The organism is Cryobacterium sp. SO2, assembly GCF_026151165.2.
Lineage (GTDB): Bacteria > Actinomycetota > Actinomycetes > Actinomycetales > Microbacteriaceae > Cryobacterium.
Genome location: NZ_CP117849.1, coordinates 2,823,530 through 2,846,164 on the forward strand (window position 1 = coordinate 2,823,530; position 22,635 = coordinate 2,846,164).

Consider the following 22,635-nt stretch of genomic DNA (forward strand, 5'->3'; position numbering starts at 1 on the left):
CACCCCGGCCGGGGCCGCTACTCCATCGAGAAGTCGGCGAAGTCGAAGCCGGGTGACACCAGGCAGCTCACCAGGGCGTCCTCGTCGCTCGGCAGGGTGCGCTGCCAGACGTTCGCGCCGATGATCACCTGGCTGCGCTCCCCGCGCAGCAGCCGCCCGCCGACGACCGGGCTGACCTCGGCATCCGGCTCGTCGCCGACCCCGCCCAGCTCCAACTGCACGGTGCCCTGCCCGTTCCAGATCCAGATCTCGCTGGACGACACCCGGTGCCAGGCCGAGAATTCGCCGGCCGGCAGCAGGAAGTGAATGAGGGTGGCCGCGGGACGCACGCGCTCGCTGCCGTCGGCATCCGTGAGCGTCACCGGCACCGGTGAGGTCCAGGTGCGCCGGTACCAGCCGCCCTCCGGATGCGGTTCGAGGCCGAGCTCGATCGCCAGCGCCGGGCGCTCCAGGCGTTCGATGAACTCGCCGGATGCCGTGCGGCGGGTCGCGAGTCGGCTGTCTAGATCGTGCGTTGCCATCGAATGTCTCCCGAGATGATTGTGGCCAGGTTGTGTCCGTCGCCCGCTTCGACGAGAGCGGCGACGACGTCGTGAGCGGTGGGCGCGAGGGTGTCGAGCACCGCGAAGTCGGCGAGGGCGCCGACGTCGAGGCTGCCGATTCTATGGTCGCCGGTCTCCATGCCCATTGCCACGGCGCCGCCGAGCGTGGCCGCGTGCAGCAGCCGAGCGTGCAGATCGGTCTCGGCGTAGCCCTGAGCGCGGGCGAGCGCATAGAGGGCGGCGACGTCGCCCATCAGGTCCAGCGACGGAGTGGACGACAGCGAATCGGTGCCCACCGCGATGCGGTTGCCCTCGCGCAGATAGGCGGCAACGGGGGCCTCGTCGAGGCCGATCACCGCGTTCGAGCGGGGGCACAGCGCCACGGCCGTGTGGGTGCGGCGCAGGATGGCGCGGTCCTCCGCATCCGCGTAGATACCGTGCGCGATGTGGCAGTCGGGGCCGAGCGCCCCGATGGATTCGGCGTAAGCGACCGGGCGGCGCTGGGTGCCGCCGGCCCTGAGCACGGCGAACTCGCTGTAGCCCCAGTTGCGCCACTGGTCGGCCAGCTGGCCAGTGCCGCTGAGGGTGTATTCGGCCTCCCAGGCCGATTCGGCCAGATGCATGTGGCGGCGCACGCCGAGCTCTTCCGACAGGGTGGACAGGTCGCGGATGACCTCGGTGTCGAGTGAGTACGGGGCGTGCGGCGACAGGCCGAGGAAGTCGTGCGGGGCGGTGCCGAGCCGGGCGATGGTCTCGCTGCGGCCGCGGCTCATCCACTCGTCGGTGAGCCAGCTCATCAGCTCCCAGTAGGCGATGCCGTGCATCTGGCCGTGTTTGAGCACCTCGAACGCCTCGGTGTCGGTGACGATGTCGCTGATGGCCGTCGTGCCGGCGGCGAGGGCGATGGCCAGGCCGTCCGCGGCCGACGCTCCCCAGTCGTGCGGCTCTTCGTAGACCACCTGGAAGGCACGTGACCAGTCCTCGAAACCGGCGTAGACGCCCTGGCCGACGTCGGCCATGCAGGTGTACTGCAGGTGCGAGTGCGCGTTGACGTGGCCGGGCATGAGCACACCCTCCCAGGCATGCTCCCCGAACTCGGTGCCGTTGCGGCGCAGGTCGCCGAGCAGCTCGGTGGCGGTTCCGACGGCGCTGATGCGCCCGTCGGTCACGAGCACGGCACCGTCGCGGATGGGTTCGCGGCTGACCGGCACCAGCCAGGGGGCTGTATGGAGTTGCGGGCGGGTGTCGGCGCGGATGCCGGTGGCCGGGAGGCCGCGGTCGTTCAGAAGATCCATAGTTCGGGCATCCGTCCGGTGAGGCTGGCGATCGTGGCGAGCAGGGCGAGGGCGAGGAAGAACCCCACCACGAGGTAGTCGACAGTGCCGAAGCGCAGCTGCCGCAGCCAGGTGCGTTTCTGGGTGCCGAAGCCGCGCAGGTCGAGGGCGTCGACGACGTCTTCGGCGTCGATGAACGAGTTGACGGTGACCGGCACCATCAGCGGCCGCAGCTGCAGCACCCGCCGGATGGGGTTGTGAGTGGGCGGCGGTTCGTAGCCGCGCAGCCGCTGCGCGGCGATGGTCTCGGCCAGGCTCGCCGAGGTGGACGGCAGGAACTTGAAGGTGAGGTCGATGCCGTAGGCGAACCGGCTGGGCATGCCGAGCCTGGCGAACGCCACGGCCAGGTCGCCGGGACGGATCGAGAAGGCCAGCGGAAAACCGGTGGCGGCGATCGCGAGGAACCGCAGGGTGAGGTTGGCGGCGTAGGAGACGCTGCCGGTGGTGACGTCGACCCCGATGAGCGGGATCGTGAACAGGGTGGCGCTCTCGGTGGAGGTGCCGGACGCCTGCGCGCCGACGATGATGCCGTTGATCCCGGCCATGATCAGCACGAACACGAGCACGAACGTCCAGTTGGAGCGCACCTCGCGGAACGGGATGCGAGCGCTGGCGTAGTAGGCGAACGCTATGACCACGAGCACCGCCATCACCCGCAGGTCGGAGACCTGCGCGGCGACGATGACGGAGAACACCGGTACGCCGATGAGCACGCGGGGGTCCCGCCGGCCGAGGAAGGATCGGCCGGCGAGATACCGCGGGGAGACCTCCACTAGCGCCCTGCGAGGTTCTGCAGGGGCTTCCAGGCCTGGTCGAGCACCGGGGCGATGATGACGGCGGCGATGGAGGTGGAGATGATGGCCGGGATGTACGCGCCGAAGAACCAGTACTCGAAGGTGTTGCCGAGCAGCAGGTCGGTGGCGGTGAAGAGCAGGCCGACGACCACGGCGACGAGGGCGATGAGGGCCACGCGCAGGATCTGGGCGCCGGTCTTCTTCGGTTCGGGCGTGTAGAACGCGATCAGGCCGGCGACGAGGCCGATGAAGCCGTTCGCGAGGCTCCAGTTCCAGTAGGTGAGGAAGCCGAAGCCCTGGATCTGGTCGACGAGGGCGTTGCCGACGGCGCCGGTGAAGAAGCCGGCGATCGGTCCGAACCGGGCGCCGACGAACGGGATGATCGCGATGGCCGGGCGGATGGCGACGTTGGCGGTGCCGGGGATGATGAAGCTGAAGACGCCCAGCGCGCCGTAGAGGGCGGCGCCGATGGCGCCGAAGACGATGGTGCGGGAGGTGACGGCGAAGGGGGCGCGTCGGGCCTTGGGGGTGGTGGTGGCGGTGGCGGTGCTCATGGGGTGATTCCTTTCGGTCGGGGCAGGGCGGGTGGGAGCGGACTGCGAATGCGGCTGAACGGATGGTGCGGGTGAGGCGGGCGGTGCGGATGACGCAGGCGGTGCGGGCGGTGCGGATGCTGGGTGGTGCGGTCAGGAAGCGGGGGCGGGAACGGGTGGGGCGCCGGCGACCTGGCGGGCCAGGTCCCAGGCGCGGGGCATTCGGCCGGTGCGGGGGCCGTGTTCGCGGGCGGCGCGCACATAGTCGGTCTCGCGCAGCACGCCTGCAGTCGCACCGACGGTGGTGGCGTGCCAGAGGCCGGTGTGGTGCACGATCGCGGCCGGGGTGTCGTCGGCCACGATGCATCCGTCGCTCACCACGATCACCCGGTCGGCCCTGGACAGGGCCATGTCGATGTCGTGCGTGATGAAGTAGATGCTGTCGATGCCCGGCAGGTCCCAGATGGCGTCGAGGAAGTGGGTGGCGCTGCGTTCGTCCTGGCCGGCAGTGGGTTCGTCGAGGATGAGGGTGCGCGGCTGCAGGGTGAGAGCGAGCGCCACCGCGAGCCGGCGTTGCTGGCCGAAGGAGAGGGTGCGGGGCGGCCGGGCCAGGATGTCGGGCTCCTCGTGCAGCAGCACGGCCTCGAGTGCGATGCGCGAGATCTCGGCGATCTCGGCCTCGCTGCGGCCGAGGTTCTTGGGGCCGAACGCGAGCTCGGCGGACACGGTGTCGCTGAACAGCGCCTGCGCGGGGTTCTGGAAGAGGTAGCCGCAGATGCCGACGAGTTCCTTGGCGCCCAGGGTCTCGACCGGCACGTTCTCGAGCAGAACCTGGCCGGCCAGCGGGTCGACGAGCCCGACGGCGGCGCGCAGCAGGGTGGATTTGCCCGCACCGTTGTGGCCGAGGATGGCGACCCGCTCCCCCGCGTGCAGCCGGGTGGTGACGGCCGAGAGGATGGTGGTGCTGCCGTAGCCGAGGTGCGCGTCGACGAATTCGAGCCGCGCGGCGCCGGCGGTGGCGCAGTCGGGTTCGGCGAGCACAGGCTGCCCGTCCGGCTCGCTGCGGTGCCGGTCCACGAGGGTGCGGAACGGCAGCTTCACGGCTTGGGGCGAGGCGACGGCGAGGAACCCGGCCAGGTCGCCGCTGTACAGGGTGGCGCCCTCGTCGAGGTAGAGCACCCGGTCGGGGGCCAGTTCCACGATCTCGTCCACCCGGTGCTCCACGATCAGCGCCGCACCGCCGCCGCGCACGTACTCCCGCACGGCGCCGAGCAGCCGGTGCGAGGCATCCGGGTCGAGGTTGGCGAGGGGTTCGTCCACGATGATGAGCGCGGGCTCGAGGATGAGGATGCCGGCGAACGCGACGAGCTGCAGCTGGCCGCCGGAGAGCTCGTGCGGGGCGGTCTCGAGCAGGTTCTCTATGCCCAGCCGGCGGGCCACGGCGTGGGCGCGGCTGAGGATCTCGGCGGGACGCACGCCGCGGTTCTCCAGGCCGAAGGCAAGCTCGGCGAGCACCGAGTGACCCACGACCTGCTTGGCAGGGTTCTGCAGCAGGGTGCCGACGGTTTCGGAGATGGTGCGCAGGGTGAATTCGGCGCTGTCCTGCCCGTTCACCTGGATGCTGCCACTCACCTCGGCGCGGTAGGAGCGCGGCACGAGGCCGTTGACCACGCGCAGGAGGGTGCTCTTGCCGCAGCCGGACGGACCGGCGACGAGCACGATCTCGCCGGGCTCGATGCTCAGGCTGGCGTCGATGAGGGCGGGCCTGGACGCGGAGCGGTAAGTGACCGACACGCGGTTCAGTTCGACGAGGGCGCTCACGAGGGATTCTCCGCGGATTCTGCGGGCCCGGCCGTGTAGGCCGTGCTGGTGCCGCGCCATCCGCCCAGGAAGTCTTGCTGGGCCGCGCTGGGCACGTCGAGCCTGGCGCCCAGGGCAGCGAGCTTGGCGCGGGCGACCCTGTCGTCGACGCTGGCCGGCAGCAGGTGCACGGCGTTGGCCAGGCCGGCGCCGTGGGTGAGCAGGTATTCGATGGCGCCGGCCTGCACGCCGAAGGAGAGGTCCATGATTTCGATCGGATTGCCCTCGCCGGCCGTGCAGTTGATGCAGCCGCCGTCGTCGAGGATGCGGATGCTGCGGCCGTTCGGCAGCGCAAACCGCTCAACGAGGTGGCCGGCCGGGTGCCGGGTGGCGCCGGCGGCGAGCACCGCGTCGATGGCGATCTCCTGGCCGACACCGCCGGAGACGGCCACGGCGGCGCCTTCCGGCAGGGCGAGCAGGTGTTCGACGTCGATGGTGTGCGCGATGCCGGTGGCCGAGATCAGCAGGTCGGCGCTGCGGGCGGCGCGGGCGAGGGTGTCGACGCGGAAGCCGGCAAAGGTGGCCTCGAGGGCCTTCACGGGGTCGACCTCGGCGATGGTGACCCGTCCGCCGAGCGCGGCGACCTCGCGGGCGACGCCGCGGCCCACGTAGCCGTAGCCGGCGATCACCACGTTGCGGCCGGCGAGCGGGGTGCCGAGCAGGTCGAGCATGGTGAGTACCGTGGACTGCCCGGTGCCGTAGCCGTTGTCGAACAGGGTTTTGCAGAGGGCGTCGTTGGCGGCGAGCACCGGGATGCGCAGCGCCCCGGCGGCCTCCATCACTCGCAACGGACGCAGCCCGCTGGTGGTCTCTTCGGTGGCGCCGATCATCTGCTCGAGCACCCCGGGCCGGTCGGTGTGGGCCAGCCGGGTGATGCTCGAGCCGTCGTCGACGAGGATGTCGGGCCGCTGGTCGAGCAGCTCGAGGGCGAAGGCGTGGTCCATAGCGGGGGTGGCGTCGCTGCGCGAGAAAACGGTGACGCCGGCGCGCTCGAGGGCGGCGGCGGTGTCGTCGCGGGTGCTCGAGGCGTGGCACATCACCGAGACGTCGGCGCCGGCCTTGGCCAGCTCGAGGGCCAGGTTGGCGGTCTTGGGTTCGAGCACGAGCACCAGGGCGATGCTGGTGCCGCGCAGCAGGCCGCTGTCGGCGAGCTGCCCGCAGAGGCTCTGGGTGACGGGCATGAACCGGGCGGCCCAGTCGATCTTGTCCTGGCCTTCGCGCCAGAGACCGGGGTCGAGGATGCGGCCGGTCATGCGCGCGCCTCCCCGGCGTGGGCGTCTGCGGTGGTCTCCAGGTGGGCGACCGAGATCACGAACACGTCGCGGTGCAGCGCGAACCCGCGGATCGCGTCACGGGCCGTGAGCGCGGGGTGGGCGGCGAACGCGGCGAGGTCGACGGCGGCGGGGCGGCCGGGCTCGGCGGCGTCGACGATGACCAGCGGATGCGCCGCGGCGGCGTCAGCTGCGCCGAGCGCGGCCGGGGTCAGCGGCGTCGGTTCCTCGCCGGTGGCGAACACCAGGTCGGTCTCGGCGGGGATGAGCAGGCCGGCCGGGCCCACCTGGTGCGTGTCGAGGCCACGGCGGGCGAAGGCGTAGAGAGCCGCGGCATCCGTGCCGGACACGGCCACCCTGGCGCCCATGGTGCTCAACGCGTGGGCGAGCTCGTCGGCGAGCGGGCCGGCGCCGACGATCAGGACCCGGCTGCTCGCCACCAGGAGGTTGGTCTGGCTCGCGAAGCGGCGCACGGAAGCCTGGGCCCAGGCCGTGCGGGCCAGCTGGGTGTCGACCCCGGATCGGCCGAGCTCGTCGGAGGCCGGCGGTGCGGCTGCCGTCGTGGCGTCTGGCATGATTTTCGACCTCGGTTCTGCGTTTATCTAAGCGCTTAGAAGGGAAACCCTAGTGAGGAGATGTTACGGACGATCGAGCCTCGGTTAACACCGTGTTACGTCCCGCGACGCCGGTAGGGTGGCTTCATGAGCGATGCTCCGAAACGGCCCACCCTGGCCGATGTCGCCCGGGAGGCCGGCACCTCCACCGCCGTGGTGAGTTACGTGGTGAACAACGGCCCCCGTCGCGTGGCCGAGGCCACCCGGGTGCGGGTGCAGGCGGCCATCACCGCCCTCGGCTACCGTCGCAATTCGCTGGCAGGAGCGCTCAGCGTTGGACGCACCAATCTGGTGGGACTGCTCGTGCCCGACTCGTCGAACGCGTTCTTCAGCGAGCTCGCCCGGCACGTGGAGGTGGCCGCCCGCGAGCGCGGTTACCTCACCCTGCTCGGCAACACCAACTACGACCGTGAGGTGGAGCGCGGCTACGAGTCGGCGTTCTCCGATGTGCAGGTGGCGGCGATCTTCGTCGTGACGATCGATCCCGACGACCCCGTGATCGACCACACGCCGCGCATCTACCTGCACTCGGCGCCGGAGGCCGGCGGCACCTCGAGCGTGCTGTTCGACGACGAGGAGGGGGCCAGGCTCGCCGTGCAGCACCTGATCGGCCACGGGCACACCGAGATCCACTGCGTGACCAGCCTCGACGACTTCGGCCCCACCGGGCGCCGGGCCCGCGGCTGGGCCACGGCGATGGCCGCCGCCGGCCTGTCCACGGCGGGCCTGCTGCACCGGGTGCCGATGGACCGCATCGAGGCCGAGACCGCGCTCCGTCGGCTGCTGGCCGCCGGGGCGCCGCCCGCGATCTTCGCCACGACAGACGAACACGCCCTCGCGGTGCTGCGGGCGGCGGCGCTGGCGGGCGTGCGCATACCGGAGCAGACCGCGCTGGTCGGTTTCGACGGCATCCGTGAGGCGCTGCTGGGCAGTGTGCGGCTCACCACCGTGGCCGTCTCCCTGCCCGCGATGGCCGAGCGGGTGTTCGACCACCTGGCCGAGTGGACCCCCGGCGCGCATCCGCTCACCGTACTGCCCCCGGCTCTCGTGGTCGGCGAGACCTGCGGCTGCTGACCGGGCTCAGGAGAGCAGCTGGCCGAGCAGTTCGCCCAGGCCCGCGAGCACCAGGAAGATGCCCAGCAGCAGCACGGTGACGACGGTGATGAGCGGCATATTGCTCACCAGCCACTGCCGCAGCCGCACCAGCCGGAGCCGCACCGCGGCACCGCCGAATGCGTAGGCGAGCACGGGCCCGAGCATCGTGATGGAGGCCAGCGCGGTGAACAGCGCCACGGAGAAGATGATCCCGGTGGGGTCGGTGTGCGCGCCGAGGATCACCACCCCGGCTGCGGCCGCCATCACCAGGTTCTTCGGCCGGAACGCGGCATAGCCCACCCCGAGGATGGTCGCCCTGGCCGGGGTCAGCCGGTCCAGCGCGCTCAGCCAGCGCGGCAACGGCACCACCTGGCCGCGGCGGGGCCTGTCGTGCCACTGCACGATTCCCAGCACGATCAGCACGAGGCCCAGCAGCAGCGGCACCACCACCTGCAGCACACGGGTGCCCGACGACCTGTCGTGCGGCAGCAGCGACGACAGCACCGCGAGCAGCGTGGCCGAGAGCAGCACGCCGATGAACCAGCCGATGCTGAAGCCCGCGGCCGCCCGGAACCCGTCGGGTGCGAGCAGCATCAGCAGCAGCGCGGCCAGCGGCAGCGGGCTGAGCGCGATGGTCAGCGCCAGCGGCAGCAGCTGCCCCCATTCGCCCATGCCGCACCCCCTCTATTGCAGCGACGACGTCAGCCGGGCGAGATTGTCGAAGATCCGGCCGCCTGCGGGCCTGTCCAACCAGTCGGCCAGCTCGAGCTTGCGGCTGTTGGCCCGGTAATCGTCTTGCACCAGGCGCATCCGTCGCACGAAGTCTGCGCCGTGCACGAGCACCGACACCTCCATGTTCAGGCTGAACGAGCGGATGTCCATATTGCTCGACCCCACCACCGCCACGTCGTCGTCGATGGTGAAATGCTTCGCGTGCAGCACCGTCGGCTCCCGGTAGAGGTAGATCGACACCCCCGCCCGCAGCAGCTCCTCGTAGTAGGACCGCTGCGCGTGGTAGACCAGCGCCTGGTCGCCGATGGCGGAGGCGAACAGTTCCACCTCCACCCCGCGGGAGGCGGCGGTGACGATGGCGAGCATGGTCGATTCCTCCGGCACGAAGTAGGGGCTGGTGATGCTCACCCGGTGCTCGGCCTTGTGGATGAGCAGGGCGTAGAGCTTGAGGTTGTTGTCGTTTTCGAAGCTCGGACCGCTGGGCAGCACCTGCGCGTCGAGCAGGTGCGGCTCTGGGCCGAGCACCACGGGCGAGGTGTCGAACGGAAGCATCTCATCGGTCTCGCTGAACCAGTCCGCCAGGAACACCGCGTTCAGCTCGCGCACCGCGGGCCCCTCGATCCGCATCATCAGCTCGTGCCAGCGAAGTCCCCGCTTGAGGTTGCCGGGCTTGAGGTAGGTGGCGTCGATCATGTTCTGCGAGCCGCTGAAACCCAGGCGCCCGTCGACGACGAGAAGCTTGCGGTGGTTGCGCATATCCGGCCGGCGCCACTGTCCGCGCCAGAATCGCAACGGCAACAGGGCCTGCCAGTGCGCGCCCATCGCGGCGAGCGCCGCGAGGGTTTCTTTGCGGCGCGGCAGCATCAGGCAGGCGAGGTAGTCCGAGAGCACGTGCACAGTGACGCCGCGCTGGATCGCGCGGGCCAGGGCGTCGAAGAACGGCTGCGTGGTCTGGTCGAGCACGAGGATGTAGAACTGCACGTGCACGAACTCGGTCGCCTCGTCGACGGCCTCCACCATCCGGGCGATCGACCCCTCGTAGTCGGGAAGCAGCTCCACCCGGTTGCCGCCCACCATGGGCAGCGCACCGAGGGTGCGGTTCAGCCGCACCGCGGAGGTGAGCCAGGGCGGCCACTCGTCGCGGTGGCTCACCTGGTCGAGGCCGTCGGTGCGAGCCAGGATCAGTTCGTTCACCTTCCGCTGCTTCTCGCGACGGGCCCGCGGCAGCCGCCCCACTCCCACGATGAGGAAGATGAGCACGCCGAGGAAGGGGATGAAGATGATCGCCAACACCCAGGCGATGGCCGCGGACGGCCGCCGGTTGGCGGAGACGTACACGGTGGCGACGAGCACGAACAGTGCGTGCAGCGCCGCGAGGAGCCAGGCGCCGGCCTGAAAATCCCACATGCGTTCCTCCTTGGACTCGACGTGAACCTACACCGGCGTTGCCCGGGATGCCCGGTCGCACTAGATTGCCCTGCGAGAGAAGGACTTGGCAGTCATGGCTACCCACCCGCCCCGCCGGTATTCCCCCGCTCGGTTCGTCCTGGCGGCGGCCTTCGTTCTGCTGCTCGCCGGATGCACCATCGTGACGCCGGACAGCCAGTCGCCGTCAGGCACGGCACAGCCGGGCGCGCTCGTGGGCACCTGGGTGATCGACAAGACCTTCGACAGCCCGGAGCAGCCGTACGTCTCCTTCGTGCAGGACAACACCTGGAGCGCTTCAGACGGCTGCAACCGGGTGCAGGGCACCTGGGAGCTCGGCGCGGACGGCACCCTCACCACCACCTCGGGGCCGCAGACCATGATGGCCTGCGACGGCGCCCAGCTGCCCCTCGCGGTGACGCGGGGCACCCGGGTGGAGGTCGACGGCGACACCCTGGTCATCCACAGTTCGTTCGACTCGACGGAGACCACCCTGGTGCGGTCCCAGGACAGCACGGTGGGCCCGCAGGGACTCCCGATCGGTTACTGGGTCGAATCGAACACCCCCACGGCGCCGTTCCTGTCCATCCAGGCCGACGGCAGCTACTCCGGCAACGACGGCTGCAACGTGCTGACCGGCGCCTGGGAGCAGACCGACGACGAGGCGATCCTCTTCACCGCCGGGGCGACGACGCTCCGGGCCTGCGAAGGTGTCGACCAGTGGCTGAGCCAGGCCGCCCAGGGCCGCGTGCAGGCCAGGGTGATGACGCTGCAATCGGCCGACGGCACCGTGCTCGGCCAACTCACCTCCCGCTAGGAGTCGTCGTATGGGCACCTATCCGATCACCATCGTCGTCATCCTGGGCGGTGCGCTCGCAGTGATCTTCCTGCTGCGCTTCGGCATCCGCCAGAACGCCAGGGCGGCCGCCGTGGACCCCGACCCGGACGCCACGGGCGGCCTCGCCGTGCTGAGCTTCGTCGTGGCGCTGATCCTGCCTGTGATCGGGGTGGTCCTGGCGCACCTCACCCTGTCCCGCATCGCGCGCGGCCAGGCCAGCGGGCGGGCGTTCGCGTATGCGGCCCTGTGGGTGGGCTACGCGTTGATCGTGCTGGAACTGGGCGTGGTGATCTTCCTCTACCAGTCCAACTACTGGACCTGACGAAGCCGAGGCACCCTGCGGTCTAGTACCAGTTCATGGCCTGCGAGTGCGACCAGGCCGAGCACGGGCTGCCGTAGGACGCGTTGATGTAGTCCAGGCCCCAGGAGATCTGGGTCGTGGCGTTCGTGGCCCAGTCGGAGCCGGCCGCGGCCATCTTGCTGCCCGGCAGCGCCTGCGGGATGCCGGTGGCACCGCCGTCGTCGTTGTAGGCCGTGTACGACCAGCCGGATTCCTTCTGCCAGAGCTGCACCAGGCAGGAGAACTGGCTCTCGCCCCAGCCGTAGCGGGAGGCGGCCAGGCTCGCGGCGGTGGCTTTCGCCCCGGCGGGAGTGTTGCCGGCGGCGAGGGCCTCGGCGGCGGCCTGCGCCTGGGCAGCGGCCTGCGCGTCGGCGGCGGCCTGGGCGGCGGCGGCCTCGACGGCCACCCTGTCGGCTTCGGCGGCGGCGGCGGTGACGGCCGCGGCCTGCTCGGTGGCCTGCGAGGTGAGCTCGCTCACCTCGTCGAGCGGCATCGAGATGTATCCGGTCAGCGAGCTCGTCGTGGCCGAGAGGTCGGACGCATCCACCTTGTTCGCGGCGGCGTCGAGCGCGGTGTCGGCGTCGTAGAGAGCCACGGATGCGGCGAGGTGCGTCTTGCTGATCTCAGCAGCCTTGGCCGCGGCGCGGGCATCGCTCTCCTGCTGGGCCTGCTGGCGCTGCTCGGCGACAGCGGACTGCACGGTGAAGCCGGTGCCGGCCACGACTCCGGCGAGCACGAGGCCGCCGGCGATGAGGGTGAGGCGGCGGCTGCGGGTGCGGCGGGTCTTCCGGGCGGCGCGGGTGATGGGGGCGGACAGGTCGGACGTGGGGGACTTCGGAGTGTGGGGGCGCATAAGCTTCCAGGTCGCGTGAGGCGTCGCTCAAGGCAGACGGTTCACTGATCGGTGGGCCCACGCGCGCGGGTCGGCGCGGGCAAGTCGCCTAGCTTGCACAAAGTTTCTGCACAAACCCTCATCTTTTCCTGCCAAACCCATGTGAACGTATGCACCGGGACGGCTGGAGTATCGTAAAAAGATGTCCAGTTCAGATCAGACTCCGCAGACCGACTCCGCGCAGACCGGCTCCGCGCAGACCGGCTCCGCGCAGACCTCCTCAGCACCGACCAGCGCCGACCGCCTGATCGCGGCGATCGAGAGCATCAACGACGTCGACGTGGCGAACGCCCCCGAGGCCGACCGGGCGGCAGTGATCGAACTCATCGACCTCATCAACGACGAGCAGCGCTCCAGCCTGCTCTTCGCGCTGCTGCTGGAGCGCATCCGCCCGCTCTAGCACCGGCTTGTAGAATCGGGCGCGTGCCCCACAGCTCCCCCCTCGTGAAACCCTGGTCCGACCTCAGCACCGACGAGCTCTACGCGATCCTCAAGCTGCGCACGGATGTCTTTTTCATCGAGCAGAAGATTGACGAAACCGAACTCGACGATCGTGATCGCGAGCCCGGCACCGTGCACTACTGGCTGGCCGCCGACGGGCAGGTCACCTCCTATCTGCGGGTTCTGCTCGACACCGAACCGGAGCATCTCGACGCGGCCCGGGTGATCGGCCGCGTGGTGGTGCATCCCGACCACCGCGGAGCCGGCCTGGCCCGGGTGCTGCTGCAGCGCGTGATCGACGACTTCGGCGATCAGGCGATGCTGCTGCACGCGCAGGACTACATCGTGCCGCTCTACGCGCACTTCGGGTTCGTTCCGTTCGGCGCTCCCTATCTGGAGGCCGGCATCAACCACCAGAGCATGTACCGTCCCGCCGGTGGCTGATCTGCCCGGCGGCGCTGCCGCGCAGCGCGCCCTGGACCTGGAGAAGACCGCCGACTGGTTCCGGCGCTTCCGGCTGTCGGAGACTCCCGGCCAATCCGAGCTCTACGCCGGCTGGGCCGCCGGGGTCGAGGACGACGCCGAAGTGTTGGACCTGATCATCGGCCTGCCGCGGCCCAAGCGTCAGCCCAACCTCGTCTTCTCCTGCGCGCGCCTGCTCGGGGCGCCGCTGGCCGGCTACCCGGTGTTCCGCCGCTGGCTCATCGAGCACTGGCCGGCGGTGGCCGCCGAGGCCAGGGTGCGCGCCACCCAGACCAACGAGCCGCGCCGCCTCACCGCGATCATGCCGGTGCTCGCGTCGATCGGGCCGCGGGTGGCTCTCATCGAGGTGGGCGCCAGCGCCGGGCTCTGCCTCTACCCCGACCGGTACAGCTACGACTACTCGGGCCGACGGGTGGATCCGGCCGACGGGCCCAGCCCGGTGCTGCTGAGCGCCGAGACCACCGGGCCGGTGCCGCTGCCCGAGCATCCGCCCGCTGTCGTCTGGCGGGCCGGCCTCGACCTCAATCCCCTCGACGTGCGGAACCCGGATGACGTGCGCTGGCTCGAGACCCTGGTCTGGCCGGAACAGACCGAGCGGCGTGCCCGGCTGGATGCGGCGATGGCGATCGTGCGCGAGGACCCGCCACTGCTCGTGGCCGGGGACGCCGTGGCCGGTCTGGCGGCGCTGGTCGCGCTCGCGCCGGCGGGCGTGCCGCTGGTGATCGTGAGCCCCGCCGTGCTGGTCTACCTGGCCCAGGAGCAGCGGGCGGCCTTCGCGCATGCGGCGCCAGGCTTCGGCCGCTGGATCTCGCTGGACGGCGTAGGCGTGCTGCCCCGGGTGGACGCGCTGCTGCCGGAGACGCCGGTGCCGGGCGATTACATCGTCTCGCTCGACGGCCGGCCGGTGGCCCGCTGCGGCCCACACGGGCAGACCCTCGACTGGATCGCCGGATAGCTCGCAGGTCACGATCGTAGGATGAGCGCATGCGCGCACTCGTGGTCACCACCCCAGGGGGCCCAGACGCCCTCACCCTCAGCACGGTTCCCGACCTGGTCGTCGGCGCCGGCGACATCCGGATCGAGGTGGCGGCGGCCGGCGTGAACCGGGCCGATGTGCAGCAGCGCCTGGGGCTGTACCCCTCCCCCGCCGGCGCCCCGCAGTGGCCGGGCCTGGAGGTCTCCGGGATCGTGGTCGAGACCGGGATCGCCGTGACCCGCTTCGCCGTCGGCGACAGGGTCTGCGCGCTGCTGGCCGGCGGCGGCTACGCCACCGAGGCCGTGGTGCACCAGGATCTCGCCCTGCCGGTGCCGGAGAGTGTCGACCTCGTTGACGCCGCCGCGCTGCCGGAGGCGCTGGCCACGGTGTGGTCGAACGTGTTCATGAGCGCACGGCTCACCGCAGGGCAGACGCTGCTCGTGCACGGCGGCGCCAGCGGAATCGGCACCACGGCCATCCAGCTGGCCCGGTTGGCCGGCGCCAGGGTCATGGTCACGGCCGGCTCCGCCGAGAAACTCGCGGTCTGCGGGGAGCTCGGCGCCGACGTGCTGATCAACTACCGCGAGCAGGACTTCGTGACCGAGGTGCTCGCCGCCACCGACGGTCGCGGCGCCGACGTGATCCTCGACATCATGGGCGGCTCCTACGCGGCCCGCAACGTGGCGGCGCTCGCCACCGACGGCACCATCATGGTGATCGCCAACCAGAGCGGCACCGACGCCGTGTTCAACCCCTTCCACCTCATGCAGAAACGCGGCCGCTACTGGGGCACCACCCTGCGTGCCCGGCCCACGGTGGAGAAGGCCGCCATCATGGCGGAGCTTCTCGAGGTGGTGTGGCCGTGGCTGGCGTCCGGGGAGCTGCGCCCGGTGATCGACAGCCGGTACTCCTTCGCCGACGCGGCGGATGCGCATCGCCGGTTGGAGGCATCCGCACACGTGGGCAAGATCGTACTGACCCCCTGACGCGGTGAATCCGGCCGGGGATCAGGCCCGGGTCGGGGCCAATTCGACCCGGTTGCGGCCGCCGGACTTGGCCTCGTAGAGGGCGGCATCCGCGCGACCAAGCCAACGCGACACGCTCTCGCCGCGGGTGAGAAGGGCCACGCCCACGCTGGCCGTGCAGCTGAGCCCGGCGGTCACGGTGCTCCACGGATGGCTGCGCACCTCGCCGAGCAGCCGCTCGCAGATCTGCACGGCCTGGTCGAGATTGGTGTTGCCCAGCACCAGCAGGAACTCCTCGCCGCCGACCCGCACGGCGAGGTCGGTGGCCCTGGTGGTTTCGCCGAGGATGGCGGCCATGGTGGTGAGCACCCGGTCGCCGGCCGCGTGGCCGTGCTGGTCGTTGACCTCCTTGAAGTGGTCCATGTCGATCATCACGGCGCAGAGCGGTTCGGAGCGGTCGAGGGCGGTGCTCATCATCTCGGGCAGCTGCCGGTCGAGGGCCCGGCGGTTGGGCAGCCGGGTGAGCGGGTCGGTGTTGGCCTGCTCGTCCAGCTCCTCGGCACGGATGCGCTGCATCTCGGCCTCCAGCTGGGAGCGCTGGGCCTCGTGGCGGGCCTGCTCGATCTCGAGGGAGTTGATCAGCATGCGCGACTGCAGCCCGGCGGTCTGCCGGGTGAGACCGAGCATCAGCACGTGCAGTTCCTCGTGGTGCCGCAGGGCCTGCTCGAACCGGCCGGCGTTGCTGTGCATCTCGTAGAGTTCCCGGTGCAGCTTCACCTTGAGGGCCGCATCCTCGGACACCGACGGGTCGGCCAGCTGGGCGTCCATCATGGCGCAGGCCAGGTCGATCCGACCCTCGGCCCTGGCCACCTCGGCCAGTTGGGCGTCGTTGTTCACGGCCAGGTTTTGATAGTTGTTCGCGGTGGCGATGGTCTTGGACCGGCCGGCCTGCGACCGCGCCTCGGCGTACTGGCCCAGCTCGATGAGGAAGCCGACCAGGTTGGTGCGCGCGACGGTCTCGTAGAAGGCGTGCCGCTGCTCGAGCGCGCGGGCCACGGCGGCTCGGGTGAGGGCGAGGCCGTCGCGGAGCGCCTCCGACGCATCCTCGCCGGCCGTGCGCTGTGCCCGGGCGATCTCGAGGAAGGCGTCGCCCAGGTTGTTCACCGCGGCGAAGCCGGCCTCGGGGTCGTCGAGCGTGTCGGCCAAGGCGATGGCTTGCCGGCCCAGCTGGATGCTGCGCTCGGCCTCGCCGAGGGCCTGGTGCACCATGGACGACCGGCTGAGCGCCCAGAACTCGGCGGTGACGCTGCCGCAGGCCCGCGCGGCCTCGAGGGCGCCGAGCACATGGCTGAGCGCGGGCTCTTCCAGCGCCGTCTCGTGGAAGGCCAGCGCCAGTGTGCAGTGCACGGTGGACTGCGCGAGCAGGTCGCCGGTGCCGGTGAAGTAGTCCAGGGCCAGCAGGCCGTGGCGCACGGAGGCCTCGAACTCGCCCAGCCGCAGCCAGTGGCCGGAGAGGAGCTGCCAGGCCCTGGCCTCCTGGGCGGCGGTGACGTGCGGGTCGGCGAGGGCGTGTTCGGCCTGGGCGACGCCGATGTGGTGCTGGCCGTCGCGATTGGCCTGGGCGCTGGAGTCGAGCAGGGCGTCGATCGCCGTGTCGCGGGGCGGGGGCATGCGGTGCCCGGCGTCGGCCGGGGCGGAGGCGGCCGGGTTCGGCAGGTCGGCCTGGGTCTCGGGCTCGGCCGGAGTCGGCAGGTCGGCCTGGTCGGCCGGCTGGGGCAGGTCGCCGCGCTCGACGAAGCCGCCGGGCAGGGCGGCATCCGTGTCGGTGACGCCGGCTGCGGCTCCCGCGGCGGATGTCCCCGGAGTCGCGCCCGAGATCTCCTGAGCATGGGTCGAGGTGTCCGCCGGGACGGTGGTTCCGGCCGGGAGCGGCGGGACGAGGTCGCCGGAGGGGGTCATCGCGGGCCCGCAGACAGGGCGAACGCGCCGCCCGCTCGTCTCAGCGGGAAGCGAAGTGACGGTACGCCAGGTGCGTTCACGGTTCAGTCCCCAAACTGCTCGTAACTCGAACCTAGCAGCGCCACGGAGGCTACCGGCCCCTTCCGGCCGCTGCGCACTCCCCCATTCATGGGTAATTTCGATCGCGAATGATCGCGCTCTCATCTGCTGTTGATGGCGCGGGCACAGCCAGCCCATAGCCGCGCGGCTCCGGGGTCAGCGCCAGCCCAGGCCTGGCGCCACGAACCGGATAACGGAGTCGAGCAGCCGGGCGTTGTAGTCCACCCCGAGCTGGTTCGGCACCGTGATGTGCACGGTGTCGGCGGCCTGCACCGCGGCATCCTGGGCCAGCTGCTCGACGAGCACATCGGGTTCGCCGATGTAGCTCTTGCCGAACCGGGCCAGGCCGCCGTCGAGGTGGCCCACCTGGTCGCGGTTGTCGGCCTGCGCGCGCAGCCCGAAGTAACGGCGGTCCTCGTCGGTGACGAGCGGCAGGATGCTGCGGCTCACCGCCACCCGGGGCGTGCCGGCGTGGCCGGCGGCCGCCCAGGCCGCGCGGAAGATCGCGATCTGCTCGGCCTGCAGATCGCCGAAGTCCACGCCGGTGTCTTCGGTGAGCAGGGTCGAGCTCATCAGGTTCATGCCCTGTTCGCCGGTCCACTGCGCGGTCGCGCGGCTGCCGGAGCCCCACCAGATGCGATCGCTGAGGCCGGGCGACTGGGGCTGGATGGCGAGCAGCCCGCTATGCCCGGTGAGCTGCGGGTTCGCGGCGGCGACACCCGCGCCGGCGATGGCGGCACGGAACGCTGCGGTGCGCGCCCGGGCGTCATCCGCGTCGCTCTGGCCGGGGGCGGGTACATTGCCGAACGCTTCGGCGCCGCGCAGCGCGGTCTCGGGTGAGCCGCGGCTGAGGCCCAGCTGCAACCGGCCGTTGCTGATCAGGTCGGTGATGGCCGCTTCTTCGGCCATGTAGAGGGGGTTCTCGTAGCGCATGTCGATCACGCCGGTGCCCAGCTCGATGCGGCTGGTGCGGGCGGCCATGGCGGCCAGGAGCGGGAACGGCGAGGCGAGCTGCGGGGCGAAGTGGTGCACGCGCACGGAGGCGCTGTCCACGCCGAGCTCCTCTGCCGCGACCGCCAGCTCCACGGTCTGGAGCAGGGCGTCCTGCGCGGTGCGCACGAGCGACCCCGGCACCGCCTGGTAGTGGCCGAAGGAGAGGAACCCGATGTGTTTCATGCTTGCTGCAGCGTCCCTCGTCCCCCACGTATTCCCGCTCCCACCCGCCCTTCTCCGCCACCGGCCTGAGGAGGTGGCCGGCCGCCGGGCCGTTGCGCGGGCCAGGCGCCGTTGCGCGGGCCAGGCGCCGTTGCGCGGGCCAGGCGCCGTTGCGCGGGCCAGGCGCCGCTACGCGGGCCAGGCGCCGTTACGCGGGGTAGGCGCCGCTCCGCGGGGTAGGCGCCGTTGCGCGGGTGGAGCGCCAGCCGGGCGGGGGCTACGCGGAGTGGCGCGGTACCCGCGCAACGCGATACGCGGGTCAGGCGCCGTTGCGCGGGTGGCGCGCCACCCGCGCAGCGGCGCTGAACCCGCGCGCCGCCATCCGTCGGGCCTGCGGCCGCCCGGGCCCGGCGGGAGCGACCCGAGGCCGGCCCCGCGGTGGCGCGGATGCCCGATCGGGTCGCTACGCCGGCTCGGGCCCCGGTACTGCCAAGCTGGGGGCATGCGTCATCTGTTCCTGGACTTCTTCGGCACCCTCGTCAACTACGCGGACTCCCGCGCGGGGCAGGGCTACGCCGACACGCACGCCAGCATGCTGGCGCTGGGCGCACGCGGCACCGAGCAGGAGACCGCCACAGCCTGGCTGGATGCCTTCCACCAGCTCAACGCGGAGTCCGACACCGACCACCGCGAGTTCACCATGGAGGAGCTGTCCCGGCGGGCCATCGTGCGGCTCGTCGGCCGTGAACCCGACGCCGCCGAGATCGCCCACGGCGCCACGAGCAACATGGCCGACTGGGAGCGCGGCGTGGTGCTCATCCCCGGCATGGCCGAGACGCTCAAGGAACTGGGCCAGACGTTCACCCTCACCATCGTGTCCAACACACACAGCGCATCCGTGGTGCCCCGCCAACTGGCGGCCATGGGTGCCACCGACCTCATCGCCAACATCGTGACGTCGCTCGAGGTGGGCTTTCGCAAGCCGCACTCGGCGATCTACCAGGCGGCCCTCGACCGCGCCGAGGCCGACCCCGCCCGGGTGATCTTCGTGGGCGACACCTGGGACGCCGACTTCGACGGCCCGCGCGCGCACGGCATGGAGGCCGTGCTCGTGGCCGCCGCCCCGCGGGACGGCGTGCCGGAGACCCGCCGGGTGAGCTCGGTGCTCGACCTGCCCGACCTGCTCTCGTTCCGTTACCCGAGCACCCGCCCGGTCAGCACCCGCCCCCGCGGGGTGGCCTGACTCCTGCCCGGTTCCCGCCGGCGGCGACGGGCGCGCGCATGTGGGTAAGCTCGGCGAATGGTTACAGAGGGGTACCGCATCCACCGCACCGTGGCGAGCGACTGGCGTGAGGTGCGCGATCTGCGCTTGGAGATGCTGCGGGACACCCCGATCGCATTCGGCGAGACCCTGCAGGATGCCCTCGGTCACTCCGAAAGCGAATGGCGGATGCGCGCGGCACGCGGCACCGCCGAGCACGGCACCGTGCTCGTGGCGATCGACCCGGCCGGGCAGTGGGTGGGCACGATGGGCGGCTACGTGCCCGACCCGGCCGCCGGCCCGCTGCTCGTGGGCGTGTACGTGTCGCCGGGCCACCGCGGCCGCGACGCCGGGGTCTTCGACACCCTGCTCGCCGCCATCGAGGACTGGGCGCGCGACGAGGGCGAGGTATTGACCCTGCACGTGCACGAGGACAACGCCAGGGCTCGAGCAGCCTACCTGCGCCGCGGGTTCACCGAGACCGGGCACCGGGTGCAGTACGTGCTGGATGCCGCGGCCATGGAGATCGAGATGGTCAAGCGGCTCTAACGGCCGCCTCCTCCCCCACCACCGCCACCGCCACCGGAGAACCCGCCGCCGAAGGATCCGCCGGAGAAACTGCCGCCGCCGCTGCCCGACCAGGTGGAGGGCGGCGGGGGCGTGGGCGTTTCGGAGGTGTGCACAGAGGAGACGAGGCCGTTGAGGGCCGAGGCCAGATAGAGGCCGCTGAACGCGTTCTGCGACAGGAACCAGTCCGGTGCGGCGGTGGCCTGCTCGTAGTAGAAGGCGAGCTCCGCCGCCCACTCCCGTTCGACGCCCCAGAGCACCGCGAACGGCAGCAGCTTCTCGTAGAGCTTCACGAGCTCCACGGTGTCGGGGCCGGCGGTGGTGAGGCCGACGGCGGGCGCGGAGCCCTGCGGGGCTACGGCCAGCGGCACGGTCACCCGGTCGGCGCCGTCGGGGCTCTGCAGCATCCGGAATCTGTCTGCCTCGGCCAGCTCGAGGTACACCTTCATGCCCTGCAGGTAGTCCCGCTGCTCGGCCCCCGCGTCGGTGAGGACGACGGGACGGGATGCGGCCGCGCTGGCCACGACCACGGCGATCACCATGAGCACGAGCAGCGGGAAGATCCAGACCCCGGGCAACCAGCCCAGGCCCACGCCGGACACGAGCACCACCAGTGCGACCAGGACCACGGCGGCGCAGCCGATCAGCCACCGGGCCTTCACCCGGTTCCACGGCGCCCGGGCCCGCCAGCCGCGGGTGATCGCGCGCGCGCGGGCATCCGCCGTGGCCGACGCCAACGCGCCGGCCAGGGCGTCGTCGGTGACCCCGAGCTCACACACGGCGCCCACCTCGAGCTCGGGGAAGAACACCCAGAGCAGGGCAAGCTCCTGGTCGTCGACGCCGTCGGCGCTCAGGAGCTGCAGCGTGTAGTCGCCACCGTCGGCGCTCACCGGGTAGTCCAGGATGCGCACCTTGCCGCGCACCGCGAAGCTCACGATCTGCGCGGCCACGGCCGAGTTCGTGCGCCCGATGAGATCGGCGGCCTCGAGCAGGTTGTAGCCCGGCGGCACGCTGTACTGCGGGATGATCGTGCCGCGGCCGCGGGCGTCGCGGGGGCGCAGGAAGGCCCAGGAGAGCGGGACGGAGCCGAAGAGCAGGGCCAGGCCGATCAGGATCACCGGGAGGGCGCTGAGGTCGAGCGGCTGGTCGGTCGCCGGGAAGCCGCCGTAACCCGGATCGGACTGCGCCTCTGCCGGCACCTGCACGAAGGTACCGGCCGTGAAGCCGATGGCCACGGTGAGGTTCTCGCCCGGGCCCAGGTCGGTGGCGCCGGCGGTGAACAGCTGGCCGGCCGGTTCGTCGGCGGTCGCGGCGGCGGCATCCGGGTCGGCCTCCTGCACGATCCGGCACTCGCCGCTCTCGCCTTGCGCCCCGGCGTAGCAGGCGCTGGCCCCGGTCAGGAAGGAGGTGATGGCCGGGTCCACGTGCACGCGGGCGTCGACGGAGCCGAACGGCTGGTCGAAGCCGGTGCCGTTGGTGTCCCAGTACAGTTCATCGTCGTTGGTGTCGGCGAAGGCCCGCACCACGTTCTGTTGCGTGTAGCTGATTACGTAGGTCTGAGTGCCGCGCACGAACTCGTCGGTGCCGAGCGCGAGCTCGGTGAAGCCGCCGTTCACTGTGCTCTCGAAGTACACCGGAGCGCCCTGGGCATCCGTGACGGATTCGACGCTGGTGTGCAGTGGCACGCCGTCGTAGTCGTTGGGGATGGCCCGGATGATGCCGCGGTTCTGGTCGAAGTCGGGGAACTCGGCCACGAAGGTCTCGACGGTGCGCAGGGTGGAGTGACCCGCCTCGTCGCGGCCGAGGTAGTAGTCGGCCGCGAACGAGTCGAAGGTGAAGTCCGAGGTGTCGGTTCTGACGCTTGCGGGGCTGACCGCTGCGGCGCTGACGGCTGCGGGCACCGGGCCCAGCCCCACCGCGCTCGCCGCCAGCGGCGCACCGAGCGCCAGCACCATGGTTACGACAAGGGAGGACAGGACCTTCAGAAGACGAGTCACGCCCCCGAGCCTAGTGACCCCCTCAGATTCAGGTCGTTGATGCGCCGTTCCAGCACGGCTCCCGCCGGGAACACCCCGGCCAACCTGATGAGCTCGTCGATGACCTCTTCGACCGACCGGCTGGTGCAGCACGGGCACCACTCCTGCGCGTCGAAGCTGGCCGTCAAGGCCGCCTCATACTCGGTGCGAGTGAGTCCGGGGATATCCCGGACGACCGCCGTCGTCGTGTAGTTGTTCGAACTCAGTCCGGAGAACGAACGCCCGCACTCGCACGGGCCGTCAGGTCGCCGCCGACTGGCCGGACAGACGTCCCGCAGCCAGACGAGCTCACCGTCGACACAGCGCATTGAATCGCTGGCCCGGGTTCCCTGGGTTGCCGATGTCGCCACGAATACCCTCATGATCTGCTCCGTTTTCTCGGCACGAGGGTGTGTGAGTAGTTGGCCACAGGCTAAACCAGGC

The 22,635-nt window shown here is 71.2% G+C and carries 23 protein-coding genes; 9 read left to right on the top strand and 14 right to left on the bottom strand.

Annotated elements, in window-relative coordinates:
- Positions 1-17: 17 nt before the first annotated feature.
- The 7 genes from BJQ94_RS13200 to BJQ94_RS13230 form a co-directional block, all read right to left on the bottom strand.
- The gene (locus BJQ94_RS13200; RefSeq protein WP_265398868.1) at positions 18-521 is read right to left on the bottom strand and encodes a cupin domain-containing protein; all 504 of its coding nucleotides are present in this window, start codon (positions 519-521) and stop codon (positions 18-20) included.
- Entirely contained in the window at positions 503-1,837 is a 1,335-nt protein-coding gene (locus BJQ94_RS13205) for an amidohydrolase family protein (RefSeq protein ID WP_265398867.1), read from the bottom strand. Before BJQ94_RS13205 ends, BJQ94_RS13200 begins: the two co-directional genes overlap by 19 nt.
- Complete coding sequence (locus tag BJQ94_RS13210) at positions 1,825-2,649, bottom strand: energy-coupling factor transporter transmembrane component T (RefSeq protein WP_265398866.1); 825 nt, start codon at positions 2,647-2,649, stop codon at positions 1,825-1,827. The genes BJQ94_RS13205 and BJQ94_RS13210 overlap by 13 nt, the downstream gene beginning before the upstream one ends.
- A complete protein-coding gene (locus BJQ94_RS13215) occupies positions 2,649-3,224 on the bottom strand; it encodes an ECF transporter S component (protein ID WP_275875495.1) in 576 nt (191 codons plus the stop codon). Before BJQ94_RS13215 ends, BJQ94_RS13210 begins: the two co-directional genes overlap by 1 nt.
- 132 nt (positions 3,225-3,356) lie before the next feature.
- Positions 3,357-5,024 (bottom strand): ABC transporter ATP-binding protein, encoded by a 1,668-nt coding sequence (locus tag BJQ94_RS13220; protein ID WP_275875496.1) that lies wholly within the window; start codon positions 5,022-5,024, stop codon positions 3,357-3,359.
- Positions 5,021-6,316 (bottom strand): adenosylhomocysteinase, encoded by a 1,296-nt coding sequence (locus BJQ94_RS13225; protein WP_265399117.1) that lies wholly within the window; start codon positions 6,314-6,316, stop codon positions 5,021-5,023. The genes BJQ94_RS13220 and BJQ94_RS13225 overlap by 4 nt, the downstream gene beginning before the upstream one ends.
- Complete coding sequence (locus BJQ94_RS13230) at positions 6,313-6,909, bottom strand: hypothetical protein (RefSeq protein ID WP_265399118.1); 597 nt, start codon at positions 6,907-6,909, stop codon at positions 6,313-6,315. Before BJQ94_RS13230 ends, BJQ94_RS13225 begins: the two co-directional genes overlap by 4 nt.
- A gap of 126 nt (positions 6,910-7,035) precedes the next feature.
- Here BJQ94_RS13230 and BJQ94_RS13235 point away from each other — a divergent pair, with 126 nt between their 5' ends.
- Positions 7,036-8,022 (top strand): LacI family DNA-binding transcriptional regulator, encoded by a 987-nt coding sequence (locus tag BJQ94_RS13235; protein WP_265399120.1) that lies wholly within the window; start codon positions 7,036-7,038, stop codon positions 8,020-8,022.
- Between the two features lie 6 nt (positions 8,023-8,028).
- Here BJQ94_RS13235 and BJQ94_RS13240 read toward each other — a convergent pair whose 3' ends face one another.
- Positions 8,029-8,715: a GAP family protein gene (locus tag BJQ94_RS13240; protein ID WP_265399121.1), complete on the bottom strand. Its 687-nt coding sequence runs from the start codon at positions 8,713-8,715 to the stop codon at positions 8,029-8,031.
- Positions 8,716-8,727: 12 nt separating this feature from the next.
- Complete coding sequence (gene cls / locus BJQ94_RS13245; RefSeq protein ID WP_265399122.1) at positions 8,728-10,182, bottom strand: cardiolipin synthase; 1,455 nt, start codon at positions 10,180-10,182, stop codon at positions 8,728-8,730.
- Positions 10,183-10,276: 94 nt separating this feature from the next.
- On the opposite strand from cls, the gene BJQ94_RS13250 reads away from it, so the two are divergent.
- Together BJQ94_RS13250 and BJQ94_RS13255 are read left to right on the top strand one after the other, a co-directional pair.
- Positions 10,277-11,017, top strand: a complete 741-nt coding sequence (locus BJQ94_RS13250; RefSeq protein WP_265399123.1) for an META domain-containing protein — start codon at positions 10,277-10,279, stop codon at positions 11,015-11,017.
- A 10-nt stretch (positions 11,018-11,027) separates the two neighbouring features.
- On the top strand, positions 11,028-11,360 hold the full coding sequence (locus BJQ94_RS13255) for a DUF4190 domain-containing protein (RefSeq protein ID WP_265399124.1): 333 nt from the start codon (positions 11,028-11,030) through the stop codon (positions 11,358-11,360).
- A gap of 22 nt (positions 11,361-11,382) precedes the next feature.
- On the opposite strand, the gene BJQ94_RS13260 is transcribed toward BJQ94_RS13255, so the two are convergent.
- Positions 11,383-12,231 (bottom strand): phospholipase, encoded by an 849-nt coding sequence (locus tag BJQ94_RS13260; protein ID WP_265399125.1) that lies wholly within the window; start codon positions 12,229-12,231, stop codon positions 11,383-11,385.
- A gap of 181 nt (positions 12,232-12,412) precedes the next feature.
- Between BJQ94_RS13260 and BJQ94_RS13265 the strand changes: the two genes are divergently transcribed.
- From BJQ94_RS13265 to BJQ94_RS13280, 4 genes are read left to right on the top strand one after another with little or no spacing between them, the layout of a single operon-like run.
- Complete coding sequence (locus tag BJQ94_RS13265) at positions 12,413-12,670, top strand: hypothetical protein (protein ID WP_265399126.1); 258 nt, start codon at positions 12,413-12,415, stop codon at positions 12,668-12,670.
- A gap of 23 nt (positions 12,671-12,693) precedes the next feature.
- Complete coding sequence (locus BJQ94_RS13270) at positions 12,694-13,155, top strand: GNAT family N-acetyltransferase (RefSeq protein ID WP_265399127.1); 462 nt, start codon at positions 12,694-12,696, stop codon at positions 13,153-13,155.
- Entirely contained in the window at positions 13,148-14,149 is a 1,002-nt protein-coding gene (locus BJQ94_RS13275; protein ID WP_265399128.1) for a DUF2332 domain-containing protein, read from the top strand. The genes BJQ94_RS13270 and BJQ94_RS13275 overlap by 8 nt, the downstream gene beginning before the upstream one ends.
- 29 nt (positions 14,150-14,178) lie before the next feature.
- Entirely contained in the window at positions 14,179-15,156 is a 978-nt protein-coding gene (locus BJQ94_RS13280; RefSeq protein WP_265399129.1) for an NAD(P)H-quinone oxidoreductase, read from the top strand.
- Positions 15,157-15,177: 21 nt separating this feature from the next.
- Here the strand turns inward: BJQ94_RS13280 and BJQ94_RS13285 are convergent, their stop codons facing one another.
- Positions 15,178-17,094 (bottom strand): diguanylate cyclase, encoded by a 1,917-nt coding sequence (locus BJQ94_RS13285; protein WP_265399130.1) that lies wholly within the window; start codon positions 17,092-17,094, stop codon positions 15,178-15,180.
- A gap of 255 nt (positions 17,095-17,349) precedes the next feature.
- Positions 17,350-18,369 (bottom strand): LLM class flavin-dependent oxidoreductase, encoded by a 1,020-nt coding sequence (locus tag BJQ94_RS13290; RefSeq protein WP_265399131.1) that lies wholly within the window; start codon positions 18,367-18,369, stop codon positions 17,350-17,352.
- Between the two features lie 481 nt (positions 18,370-18,850).
- Here BJQ94_RS13290 and BJQ94_RS13295 point away from each other — a divergent pair, with 481 nt between their 5' ends.
- Both BJQ94_RS13295 and BJQ94_RS13300 read left to right on the top strand, forming a co-directional pair.
- The gene (locus BJQ94_RS13295; RefSeq protein ID WP_265399132.1) at positions 18,851-19,591 is read left to right on the top strand and encodes an HAD family hydrolase; all 741 of its coding nucleotides are present in this window, start codon (positions 18,851-18,853) and stop codon (positions 19,589-19,591) included.
- Between the two features lie 57 nt (positions 19,592-19,648).
- Positions 19,649-20,158 carry a GNAT family N-acetyltransferase gene (locus BJQ94_RS13300; RefSeq protein WP_265399133.1) on the top strand — a complete coding sequence of 170 codons (510 nt, stop codon included), beginning with the start codon at positions 19,649-19,651 and terminating at the stop codon, positions 20,156-20,158.
- Here BJQ94_RS13300 and BJQ94_RS13305 read toward each other — a convergent pair.
- Positions 20,155-22,173: a DUF2207 domain-containing protein gene (locus BJQ94_RS13305; protein WP_265399134.1), complete on the bottom strand. Its 2,019-nt coding sequence runs from the start codon at positions 22,171-22,173 to the stop codon at positions 20,155-20,157. The two genes, BJQ94_RS13300 and BJQ94_RS13305, sit on opposite strands and share 4 nt — an antisense overlap.
- Complete coding sequence (locus BJQ94_RS13310) at positions 22,170-22,574, bottom strand: hypothetical protein (protein ID WP_265399135.1); 405 nt, start codon at positions 22,572-22,574, stop codon at positions 22,170-22,172. The genes BJQ94_RS13305 and BJQ94_RS13310 overlap by 4 nt, the downstream gene beginning before the upstream one ends.
- Positions 22,575-22,635: the final 61 nt, after the last annotated feature.